The 11,280-nt window shown below is 61.6% G+C and carries 10 protein-coding genes and 1 tRNA gene; 4 read left to right on the forward strand and 7 right to left on the reverse strand.

Features of this window, described 5'->3' with window-relative positions; translation table 11 throughout:
* Positions 1-62: 62 nt before the first annotated feature.
* Positions 63-1,265, reverse strand: coding sequence for a thiolase family protein (locus tag BEN48_RS17870; protein WP_070736546.1), 1,203 nt, complete (start codon positions 1,263-1,265; stop codon positions 63-65).
* Positions 1,266-1,354: 89 nt separating this feature from the next.
* On the opposite strand from BEN48_RS17870, the gene BEN48_RS17875 reads away from it, so the two are divergent.
* Positions 1,355-1,828, forward strand: coding sequence for a DUF4293 domain-containing protein (locus tag BEN48_RS17875; protein WP_070736547.1), 474 nt, complete (start codon positions 1,355-1,357; stop codon positions 1,826-1,828).
* Positions 1,829-1,913: 85 nt separating this feature from the next.
* On the opposite strand, the gene BEN48_RS17880 is transcribed toward BEN48_RS17875, so the two are convergent.
* The 5 genes from BEN48_RS17880 to BEN48_RS17900 all read right to left on the reverse strand — a co-directional run bounded on the left by BEN48_RS17880 (position 1,914) and on the right by BEN48_RS17900 (position 8,231).
* Positions 1,914-2,750: a DUF4476 domain-containing protein gene (locus tag BEN48_RS17880; RefSeq protein ID WP_070736548.1), complete on the reverse strand. Its 837-nt coding sequence runs from the start codon at positions 2,748-2,750 to the stop codon at positions 1,914-1,916.
* Between the two features lie 282 nt (positions 2,751-3,032).
* Positions 3,033-4,955, reverse strand: a complete 1,923-nt coding sequence (locus BEN48_RS19980; RefSeq protein ID WP_070736549.1) for an OmpA family protein — start codon at positions 4,953-4,955, stop codon at positions 3,033-3,035.
* A gap of 107 nt (positions 4,956-5,062) precedes the next feature.
* Positions 5,063-5,575, reverse strand: a complete 513-nt coding sequence (locus BEN48_RS17890) for a hypothetical protein (RefSeq protein WP_070736550.1) — start codon at positions 5,573-5,575, stop codon at positions 5,063-5,065.
* A 229-nt stretch (positions 5,576-5,804) separates the two neighbouring features.
* Complete coding sequence (locus BEN48_RS17895; RefSeq protein ID WP_070736576.1) at positions 5,805-6,656, reverse strand: (Fe-S)-binding protein; 852 nt, start codon at positions 6,654-6,656, stop codon at positions 5,805-5,807.
* A gap of 183 nt (positions 6,657-6,839) precedes the next feature.
* On the reverse strand, positions 6,840-8,231 hold the full coding sequence (locus BEN48_RS17900) for a (Fe-S)-binding protein (protein WP_070736551.1): 1,392 nt from the start codon (positions 8,229-8,231) through the stop codon (positions 6,840-6,842).
* 172 nt (positions 8,232-8,403) lie between these two features.
* On the opposite strand from BEN48_RS17900, the gene BEN48_RS17905 reads away from it, so the two are divergent.
* Positions 8,404-8,476, forward strand: a tRNA-Phe gene (locus BEN48_RS17905).
* Positions 8,477-8,824: 348 nt separating this feature from the next.
* On the opposite strand, the gene BEN48_RS17910 is transcribed toward BEN48_RS17905, so the two are convergent.
* Entirely contained in the window at positions 8,825-10,090 is a 1,266-nt protein-coding gene (locus tag BEN48_RS17910) for a sodium/calcium exchanger protein (RefSeq protein WP_070736552.1), read from the reverse strand.
* A 238-nt stretch (positions 10,091-10,328) separates the two neighbouring features.
* Here BEN48_RS17910 and BEN48_RS17915 point away from each other — a divergent pair, with 238 nt between their 5' ends.
* Together BEN48_RS17915 and BEN48_RS17920 are read left to right on the forward strand one after the other, a co-directional pair.
* Entirely contained in the window at positions 10,329-10,847 is a 519-nt protein-coding gene (locus BEN48_RS17915) for a hypothetical protein (RefSeq protein ID WP_070736553.1), read from the forward strand.
* Positions 10,848-10,981: 134 nt separating this feature from the next.
* Positions 10,982-11,280: hypothetical protein (locus BEN48_RS17920; RefSeq protein WP_206599882.1), on the forward strand; the 299-nt coding region annotated here is incomplete at its 3' end.

The following is an 11,280-nucleotide window of genomic DNA, read 5'->3' on the forward strand; positions in this document are numbered from 1 at the left end:
GAGACTGCCAAAATGCTCGAACAGGCCCATTAACCACCAACCGTTGACCACTAACCATTAATCTATAGCTTCTCGTAAATCACGGCCACGCCCTGGCCCACGCCCACGCACATCACGGCCAGGCCGTAGCGCACGCCCTCGCGGCGCTGCATCTCGTGCAGCAGCGTGGCCGTGATGCGGGCGCCCGAGCTGCCCAGCGGGTGGCCCATGGCAATGGAGCCGCCGTTCACGTTCACCTTGGCCATGTCCAGGCCCAGCTCCCGCACGCAGGCAATGCTCTGCGCCGCAAAGGCCTCGTTCAGCTCAATGAGGTCCATGTCGGCCAGGGTGAGGCCGGCGCGCTGCAGCACCTTGTGCGTGGCCGCAATCGGCCCTAGGCCCATCACCGACGGGTCGACGCCGACCACGGCCGAAGCCACCACCCGCGCCATGGGCTTGAGGTCGTAGCGGCGCAAGGCGTCCTCGCTCACCAGCAGCACGGCGGCGGCGCCGTCGTTGATGCCGGCCGAGTTGCCCGCCGTCACGGTGCCGCCCTCGGGCTGGAAGGCGGGCTTGAGGGTGGCCAGCTTTTCCAGGGAAGAAAAGCGCGGCTGCTCGTCGGTGTCAAACAGGGCCGTGTCGCCCTTGGGCCGGGGGATGAACACCGGCACGATTTCCCTGCGGAAACGGCCTTTTTCCAGCGCCCGGGCGTATTTGCGTTGGCTCTCAAAGGCGAAGAAGTCCTGCTCCTCGCGGGTTACCTGGTACTGCTTGGCCACGTTCTCGGCCGTCTGGCCCATGGCAAACGGATGGTGCAGCTTGGTGAGGCGCGGGTTGATGAAGCGCCAGCCCAGCGTGGTGTCGTGGGCCGTGAGTTCGCGGCCGAACGCCGACTCCGACTTGGCCATCACAAACGGGGCGCGGGTCATGCTCTCGGAGCCGCCGGCCAGGTACACGTCGCCCTCGCCGCACTTAATGGCGCGGGCGGCGTCCATGATGCTCTGCAGGCCGGAGGCGCACAGGCGGTTCACGGTGTTGCCGGGCACCGTGATGGGCAGGCCGGCCAGCAGCGCCGCCATGCGGGCCACGTTGCGGTTGTCTTCGCCGGCCTGGTTGGCCGCGCCCATGATGACGTCTTCTACGGCGTTTTTATCAAGGGAAGGGTTGCGGCGCATGAGCTCACGGAGCACATGAGCGGCCAGGTCATCGGGCCGGACGCTGCTGAGCGCACCGGCAAATTTTCCAATCGGGGTACGCACCGCGTCCACGACATAAGCACTTGACATTCGAAATAGCAATTGCGGCGCAAGCGCCGGATGGGACTAAATTTGTGGCCCCGGCACAAATCCGGGGGTAATTTTTACTACCTGCAAAGATGATACAAAGAATCCAAAGCGTGTTTTTGCTGTTGCTGGCGCTGGCCATGCTCAGCGTGTTAGCGTTGCCCCTGTGGCACAAAGCAGACGGCCTCACGGGCCAGGAGCTCACCCTCACCGCCTTCGGGTTCCAGGCGGGGGGCAAGCCACTGGCCTTGCCTACGGGTCCGGCCTGGATTATCGGCGTACTGGCCATTGCCTCTGCTGCGGTGGCGGTTTTTGAGATTTTCCAGTTTCGCAACCGCGCCAAGCAGCTCCTGCTCGGCTCGGTAAACCTGCTGCTCATCGTGGCCACGCTGGGCGCCGCCTTCTACTTCTCCAACCAGGGCGAGCAGCACCTCAACGTGAAACTGCAAGGCAAGGAGCTGGCCGGCTTCTACCTGCCCACGCTGGCCCTGCTGCTCAACCTGCTGGCCAACCGCTTCATCCGCCGCGACGAGCAGCTGGTGCGCAGCGCCGACCGCCTGCGGTAGCCTTCGGCTGCCGGGCAGCCCTCTTATTTCAACGCACAAGAGCGCCGTGATATTCACGGCGGCTCTTGTGCGTCAACTTTTCTGGCTACCGACGTTGCTGGCTACTCACGGCCTGCTGCACTTCCTGCACGCTGGCATCAAAATCAAAGGAGTCGTACACGCGGTAGAAATTTTGCGGGTCGGCCACGCGGGAGTAGGCAAAGGTGGCCAGTTCCACTCGGGACGACTCAAAGCTCAGACTGCGCAGCAGCCGCTTCAAATCATCGGCCTGAATGCTGCTTTGGCCCAGTGCTTCCCTGGCAATGTTCAGCTTGCTTGCTTCGGAAGGGCGCTGCTGTAGGGTTTGCATCAGAGCGTCCACGTCTTGCGGGGCCATGATGCGGTAGCTTCCTGCCGCTGGGGTGGGGGCGTAGCGTGGGTCGTTGTTATCGTAGTCGCTGCTCTGGTTGCCGCGGCTGTAGGGGTAGGAGGAGCCGGGAGCAGTCTGGCCGTAGGGCGTGGGGCTGTTGTAATGGCCGGGGCCATAGCCGTCGTTGTAGCCGCTGCGGTAGCCCCCGTGGCCGGGTACGTAGAGTGCCACGGCACCTACCTGCTGCAAGCCGAGTGGCCGGCCGGGGCGGGCAATGAGCACAAAGGTGGTTTCGAGGCCGGGCTCCAGCCACACGCGGCTGCGGAAGCGCACGGCCCCCCCGCGGGCGGTAGGTACCGTAAAATCGGCCCAGTGGGCGCCGGGCGCCAGCCGGTCTACGTGCACCTGCCGGGATACGCCCCGGGTGAGCGGGCGGCCATCGAGAACCAGCCCAAAGGGCACGCCCCCGCGCTCGGAGGCAAAGGTGACGTTGGCGGGCGGCACCGGGTAGGCCAGGGCCGGGGCGATGGCTGCCAACAGGCCCGCCAAGGCAAGGAGTAAAGTCTTTTTCATGACGCCAAAGGAAATGGCCCACCGTATAGCCGGCTGGTATTGCCCTGATTCCAAAAGCTATGCCACGTTTCGCCCGCAAATAAGACTGACCCGGCAAAATTCGCCAACTATGTTTTGAACAGGCGCGCATACGTAGTCGAACACACTAGAATGGTCATGCCGAGCGCAGCCGAGGCATCTCGCGTGTGGTAGTAATCCAATCGTGAGGATTAGTTACAGCACGCGAGATGCTTCGGCTGCGCTCAGCATGACGTTCTAAATTCAGTGCGCTTGCTTTTGCGGTTATTTGGCCACGCGCGTCACCTTAAACTCGGTGCGGCGGTTGCGCTGGTATTCTTCCTCCGACTTGGGCGCGGCTACAATGGGGCGGCTTTCGCCGTAGCCGCGGGCCGTGATGCGGGCCTTGTCGATGCCCTTGCTCACGATGTAGTCCACGGCGGCCTGGGCGCGCTGCTGCGAGAGCTTCTGGTTGTAGGAATCCTTGCCGCGCTGGTCGGTGTGCGAGCTCAGCTCGATGGAGATTTTGGGGTTATCCACCAGTGTTTGCACCAGCGTGTCGAGGCGAATGGCGGCGTCGGGGCGAATGTTGAACTTGTCGTAGTCGTAGAAAATGTCTTTGACTTCGATGGCCCGGGCCAGAATGATTTTGTTCAGCGTGAGCGTTACCGGCAGCCGAATGTCGTTCATCGGATTGGGCAGCTGGTCCTGGCTGGGCTTGCGGCCCACGGTGCTCAGGGAGGTGCGGGCGGCAAAGTCGCCGGGCCGCTCGGCCAGCACGGTGTAGCTCGTCACCGAGTCCAGCGGCGAGCTGAACTTGCCATCCGGACCGCTGGTAAAGGTCTGGCGCTGGCCGGTATTGCTGATGAGCGTGACCTGGGCCCCGGCAATGGGCAGCGTGGTTTTGGTGTTGTCGTCGCGCTCCAGCACCGTGCCGTCCACGTAGAACGTGACCAGCTTCGGTGCTTTTTTCTTGAATGTGTAGAAGTCATCGGAACCCTTGCCACCGTCGCGGTTTGAGCTAAAGAGGCCCATGTCGGCTCCCATGGGCACCGGGGCAAAGTCGTCGGCAATGCTGTTCACGTCGGCGCCCAGGTTCACGGCCTGGCCGCCCTGCATCATAAACAGGTCGAGCTTGCCCACGCCGGGGCGTCCGTCCGAAGCAAAGTACAGCGTGCCATCGGGGGCCACGCCGGGAAAGTTCTCGTTGCCGGCCGTGTTGATGGTTTCGCCCAGGTTTTCGGCCGGCGAGAAGCGGCCGTTGGGGCCCAGCGTTGCCTTATACAGGTCGTTGCCGCCTTGCCCGCCCTTTCGGCCTGAGGCGAAGTAGAGCGTGGTGCCATCGGGGGCAAAAGCCGGCGAGAAGTCGTCGGCAGTCCGGTCGTTGATGTTGGCCAGCACGGGCTCGCTCCATTCGCCGCCTTTGTTATAGGAAATCCAGAGGTCCACGCTCAGGTAGCCTTTCTTGCTGCCGTCGTTCGAGCGGGCAAACACCATGGTTTTGCCGTCGGGGGTGTAGGTGGCGCTGGCCTCGTGCTTGTTCTCGGAGTTGAAGGGGCCTTCCAGCTTGCGGGCGGTGCCACCGGTCATGGTCGCCGCGTCGTCGAACTTGATGGCGTACAGGTCGTTGAAGTTCTCGCCGTTGCCCAGGTACTTCTTGCCGTCGCGGCCGGAGGTAAACACCAGGTCGCCGGTGCTGGCCAGCATGGAGCCGCCAAAGTCCGACGCCGGGGAGTTCAGCGCATCCACGGGCAGCACGTCGTACTTGTTTTTGATGGCCGCTACGGCCTTGCTCTCCGTGGCATTTTTGGCGTCGCTTTCGGCGCGGGCGGCCAGGGTGCGGTTGCTGCCGCTGGCGGCGTAGGTCGTGAACTGCGCGGCGGCTTCGTCGTACTTGCCGTTGGCGCGCAGGGCCTCGGCGTAGCGGTAGCCGGCGTCGGCGTTTTTCACATTGCCATCCAGCGCCGCTTTGTAAAATGACTCGGCCTGCTCTACGCGGTTGGAAAGGCGGTAGGCCTCGCCGATGCGGAAGTTGGAAATTGCCACGTTCTTGCCTTTAGCCGCATCCGCTTTATACAAGGGAATGGCCAACTCGTACTGGCCGCGCGCAAATTGCTTGTCGCCTTTGCTCATGCTGCCCGTGGTGGCGCAACCGCCAAGCAAGACGGTTGCGCCGGCCGCGACACAGACGAATAATAGGTTCCTCATGAATTGGAAAGTAGGAAAGGGACGGGTAGCAGAGAGCATTCCCGTTAGGGCAATTTTTAGGATAGCAATAATACTACGTAGCCGTAGGATTTACGCAGCCGCAGGCGCTAAGCCAGGTGCTGGCTTCTTTCTTCCTGCCCAAAGTAGCGCGCCAGCCAGGTTTCGCCCGCCGGGCGTGGCCAGGCGGTATCCAGCTCACCCTTAGTAGCTAAGGTGTTGTCGAAGTAGAAAGTGTCGGGGGCCAGGGTGCCGTCTGCCACGGCTGCTTTGAGCTCGTTGCGCTTCAGCAGTTGCACCACACCACCTTGCAGAAGTGCCAGCCGGGACTTGTCTAACAGCTCCACGCCGAGCAGTTGTTCCAGCTGCGCCACAAACCGCACCGAGGCATCAATGGAGCAGCCGCTGGCGCCGGCTACGCCCTCATCAAGCCCCACCACCAGGAACTGCTGGTGCAGGAACGTGGCCGAAGCGTGGAGGGCATTGCCGTGGCTGGTCCACTCCGCGGCAAAACGGGCCAGGGTGGGCAGTACGCCCATTATTTCCGGGCTGGTGAGCGGGCGGTTGGCCTGGTATATCCACACCCGGGCGCTGGGCGGCAGCTGGTCGAAGGAAACGTACATAGAACACGGATTAGCGCGGGTTTAAACGGATTCCACGGATTTTGTGGACGACACGTAGCGGAGTGCCTTAACAGAAATAACAGGAATTTATTCTCAAAGCAGCGGCTTTTGCCACGAAGCTGTTCCGGACACCAGCTACCTATCACTGGCTCATGACTCCTTGAGCGTTCCGGCCGAAGCCGCCCACAAAATCCGTGAAATCCGTTTAAATCCGCGCTAATCCGTGTTCTTAGGCGTTGATGCCTTCGGCCGAGGCTATCAGCTCGGCCAGGTCGAAGACCTGCACTTTGCTTTCCTGCTCCTTGTTTTTCACGCCGTCGCTCATCATGGTCATGCAGAAGGGGCAGCTCACGGCAATGATGCTGCCTTGCAGGTCGTGGGCATCGGGGGTGCTGGTTTCCGTCTCCACGCCGCCCAGGTTCGCCAGGGCTTCGGCCTTGCCGGCCAGCGTGGCCAAGGCTTCCTCGGTGCGCTCGATGTTGATTTCCTTCTTCCCCGGCTCGGCTTCCTTCCACATCTGGGCACCGCCGGCGCCGCAGCACAGGCCGTTGGCGCGGCTGCGCTTCATCTCCACCAGGTCGGCGTCGAGGGCGGCCAGCACGTCGCGCGGGGCTTCGTAAATGTTGTTGGAGCGGCCCAGGTAGCAGGAGTCGTGGAAGGTGATGCGGCGGCCTTTGAAGCTTTCGCCCCCGGTCACGCCCACCTTGCCGTCGTTGATGAGCTGCTGCAGGTAAGTGCTGTGGTGAATCACCTCATAATCACCGCCCAACGCCGGGTATTCGTTCTTAATGGTGTTGAAGCAGTGCGGGCAGGCCGTCACTATTTTCTTGATGCCGTAGCCGTTCAGGGTCGTGATGTTGGTCATGGCCTGCATCTGAAACAGAAACTCGTTGCCGGCGCGCTTGGCGGGGTCGCCGGTGCAGCTTTCTTCCAGGCCCAGCACGGCGTACTTGGTGCCCACGTGCTCCAGGATGCGCACAAAGGCACGGGTCACGCGCTTGTACCGGTCATCAAAAGCGCCGGCGCAGCCCACCCAAAACAGAATTTCGGGCGACTCGTTGCGGGCCGCCAAATCGGCCATGACGGGAACGTTGATTTGCTTTTTGGTGGCTTCGGGAGTGTTTGGGGACATAGAGAAAATGGACAACACAACTGTCATCCTGAGCGCAGCGAAGGACCTTATCACGTCCGAGCCGCAGTGAATTAGTTATTCTGACGAAAGTAGCGGCGATAAGATGCTTCCTGCGTCAGCATGACAAACGATTTACGCGACTACCGTAGCTGCTTGCTTATCAGTCGCAAACAAGTCATCGGCCCAGTTGAACCGGTCGGAGGGCGAGAAGGCCCACGGCGCGCCGTTGTTTTCAATGTTCGAGAACATGACGTTCAGGGCGTTCGGCGCGGCCGACTCTTCCAGCACCAGGAAGCGGCGCATCTCAATGATGCTTTCCAGGGGGTTGATGTTTACGGGGCAGCTTTCCACGCAGGCGTTGCAGGTGGTGCAGGCCCAGAGCTCCTCGGGCGTCACTTTGCCGCGCAGCAGGGTGGCGTTAGCCAGGTCGGTGATGGGCTCGTGCTTGGCTTCGGCGCCGTACACGTTGGGGCGGAAGATGAGCGGCGACTCGTACTTCTCCTCCATCCGGTCACGGGTGTCCATGATGATTTTGCGCGGCGAAAGCAGCTTGCCCGTCAGGTTGGCGGGGCACACCGAGGTGCAGCGGCCACACTCCGTGCAGGAGTAGGCATTCAGCAGGCTGGTCCAGGGCAGGTCTTCCACGTCTTTGGCGCCGAAGGACGTGGGCGCCAGGGCCGAGCCATCGGGGGCCGTCGGGGCCGGGGGCACCACGTAGCTCGGGTCCATCATGGCCTTCACCTCGTGGGTAATGCTCTCCACGTTGCTGAACTGGCCCTGCGGCACCAGCCGCGAAAACCACACGTTGGGGAACGTGATGATGATGTGGAAGTGCTTGGAGCTGGGCAGGTAGTTGAGAAACACCAGAATGCCCACGATATGCGCCCACCAGCCCACGCGCTCCAGTATCTCCAAAGCGCTTACGCTATCTGGAAATAGGCCCGTGAGCAGGCTGCTGATGGGAAAAGTGCCCGGCAGGTCTTTACTTGCCAACTGGTGCAACTTGAGGTCGGCGGTGTTCATCGTGAACAGGGCGGCCATCAAAATTACCTCCACATAAAGGATAATGTTGGCGTCGAGCTTGGGCCAGGCGCGCAGCTCCACGCCGGTGAAGCGGCGCACGGGCGCCGAGCTATTGCGGCGCCACCAGAAGGCGATAACCGCCAGAATCACCAGCGCGCCCAGGATTTCATTGGTGGCCATGAGCACGTCGTACACCGGCCCGAGGAAGCTAAGGAAACGGTGTGTGCCGAAGAGGCCGTCCACCACAATTTCCAGCACCTCCACGTTAATCACCAGAAAGCCCACGTACACAATGAGGTGGAGCAGGGCGGGCGTGAGGCGCTTGAACATTTTTTGCTGGCCAAAGGCTACCAGCAGGGTCTTTTTAAACCGCTCGGCGGCGTTGCCGCTCATGTCGCGGTCGCGACCCACGAGGATGTTGGCGCGGACTTTCCGGACCTGCCACGCGAAAAGACCAAAGGCCGCTACCAGGAGCAGCAGGAAAATGATGGATTGCAACATGCAGTAAAGGTAAGGAAGTGGAAACGTTTGCGGCTGCAATATAGTCGGCATGCCGAATACTTTTTTTGAATGAATTGACTTTAGTTACTACTTTTTTTACTCAACTCCTTGCGTCGTTGTTTTGGCTTCGTACCTTTGCGGTCCCCAAAGCGGGTTTCTGCTACGGGGAAACGGCAACATAGCTCAGTTGGTAGAGCACAGCACTGAAAATGCTGGTGTCGTTGGTTCGATTCCAACTGTTGCCACAAAAAAAGGCCCTTAGCGCACTGCTAAGGGCCTTTTTTTATGCGCCTGGGACGGAATCTGGGACAGAGCAGGCTGACCGATTCTTGAGCCTGCTTAGACTGATTGAAAAAGCTGTCGGTCCTGTAATAGAACCTATACATTTGCTTTGTCGGAGAGAATTAGTTGCCAAGCTCCTCTTTTCGGCATCTAGGGTCGTTCCCGTTTCGGGGGCGGCCCTTTTTTTGGAGCTTGGCTGTCAACTTAAAGACAGGATGGGGCGAAGGTGGCTGCAGCTATACTCGAGCTAGGCCTTGTGGTCGAATGGCTGCGCTGGTTTTGGTTGGCTACACATTCATCGGTGGAACAGCTTAGGCAGGCGGCTCACTTTCGGCCGGCCCCGGGCGGGCCAGCAGGCCTTGGCGCAGGTACTGCCGTAGTTCTTGGCGGTTCCAGATGAAAAGCCCCCCGGCCAGGGCTAGGTACAGCCAGGCCATGTACGTCAGTACCTGAATGGTGCGGGCCTCATCGTGCTGAAACACGAAGGCCAGCGAGAACTGCACCACAAAAAGGGCCAGCAGCGTGATGGCGCTGGCCAGGCTCAGGCGCAGGCGCAGCAGCAGCGCCACGGCAAACAAAGACTGGGCCGCCGTGAGGAAGAACTCTTCCTGCTGGCGGGCATCGAGCGGGAAGCCAGTCAGGTGGCCGGCCCCAAAGGCGTACACCACCGGAATCATCCCCACGAGCAGCGTCCACTGGTTGATTTTGTCGCTGACCAGGGCCCCAAGGGCGGCCGTGGGGCGGTTGTTGAGCACGAATAGCACCACCAGCACCACCTCAGGCACTTCGCTGGCAAAGGGCGCTACCCACTGCACCAGTAGAAACTGACTGACGCCCAAGTCGCGGCCGGCGGCCAGCAAAGACTCCGCAAACGGCTCGGCAGCCATGACGATAACGGCGACAGCTACCGCAGTCAATAGGCCCATAATCAGCCATTGATGCCGAACGGGTAGGACGACCAGGGCCGCCGCCGGACCTACTTCGTCGTCATCATCTTCTGCTGCTTCTTCTGCGTTGTGGTCGGTTTTGGGCAGCTGGCTCAGGCGCCAGAGGTAGGCGGCAAAGATGCCCACCAGCACCACGCAATCAACGAGCCCAATGCGGCCCCGCCACACGATGACGAAGGAATAGAGGCTGGCCAGGGCCAGGTAGGCAATTTCGGCCGCGTTGTCTGCATTCAGGACCACCGTTTTTTTGCCACTGTGCCACCAGTGCAGCCCCACGATGAGCGGCCAGCCCGCCCCAATAAGCAGGCGGTTGGCGCCGGTCATGTTGGCAGCGGCGAAGCCGGCGTAGGCCGAACCGGGATGCAGGCCGGCCTGGTAAGCATAGTACAGGTCAACGGCGTACTCGGGCAGCACCGTGAGCAGAGCCAGTACGCCGATGACCAGGCCCTGCGAGACGTGTTCCTCGGCCGCCTCCGCGCCCCACGAGAGCAGGAAGCCCGCCCCGAGAATGGCCACGAAGAATACAGCCGCTTCAAACACTGGCGCGAGGTGGGTGCCCGTGAAACGGATGTAAAATCCGGGCAGGGTCGCGGCGATGGCCAGCGCCACATAGAGAAAGAATTTTTTCATCGAAGGGGATTTGCTGGGTGCTAATTTATGCCCTTGCAGGGCCGTTGCACCACAGTTTTGCCATGGTACGGCGTGAGGGTTTGCGCAGTGGAATTCCCGGCGGGAGTTGCTGGTGAGCACCACGCTTCTAATGCAGGCAGCCTGCTACCCGCCTGGTCAGGGGCGCGGCTTATCATGTTCGCATCATGTTGGGCTGATAGGTTTGTCTTATTCTTTAACGAATCAACCCCCAACCGTCATGAAAAAAGCACTGTTTTCCATTCTGGCCCTGGGCTACTCCCTGGCCACCCTGGCGCAAGCCCCCACCGCCGCCGCCGATGCCCGCCGCGCCGATAAAAAGTACCAGAAAGAAGCCAAAATCAAGCAACACGGCAACGAGGACGACCACGAAGGGGATAAAGCAGGTGCCTCCACCCGTCGCGCCGACAAAGCCGCCAAGGAGCGCCGCAAAGAAGCCAAAACCAAGCAGCGCGGCGACGATGACGACCGCACCGGCAACCAGGCCGGCAAGCCCGCCAACCACGGCCAGAACGTGAGCGCCTTTGCTAAGTCCACCACCCTCACCGGGGCCGACAAGGGCGCGGCCATCAGCAGTGTTGCCCGCGGTGGCCACGGCGTAGACCACAATATGGGCAATGCCCGTAGCGCCCGCAGCGCACGGGGCAGCGAGCATGGCCAGGGTGGCCGGTCGGCTGGCAGCGGCCATTCGAAGGGCGGCGGCCGTTCGAATGGCGGCGGGCACCAGGGCAAGCATTAATTACTGAACTTGCCTGCCAGGTCGGTCGCGTTTCTGAACCATTCGGAAAGGCGGCCGGCTTTGTTGATTACTGACCACTCAATTGCCGCTGGCAGCCACTTGGGTTTCTGTGTATCTGTTTACTTGCCATTGCCATGAAGCCTCTCGTTTTCATTGTCTGCCTGGGCCTGCTCGGGCTGGGCACTACCACGGCCTACGCCCAAACGGCGCGGCCGGTCCCGGCCATAGCCCTGCTACCCGCCAGCGCGCCAGTGGCCCCCGACCAGGGCGAGCGGCCGGCGGCTCAAACCACGCCGCAAAACCCCTCGGAGCCCCCCGTGAAAGCGGTGCCGCAGACCGAGCGCAAAAGCAAGCCGCAGCGGGTGGACCAGAACGGGGAAGCCGTGGAAGCGCCCGCTGCGTCTGCCACGGCCCGTTCGGCCCGGCCGGAGCG

It is taken from the genome of Hymenobacter glacialis (assembly GCF_001816165.1).
Taxonomy (GTDB): domain Bacteria; phylum Bacteroidota; class Bacteroidia; order Cytophagales; family Hymenobacteraceae; genus Hymenobacter; species Hymenobacter glacialis.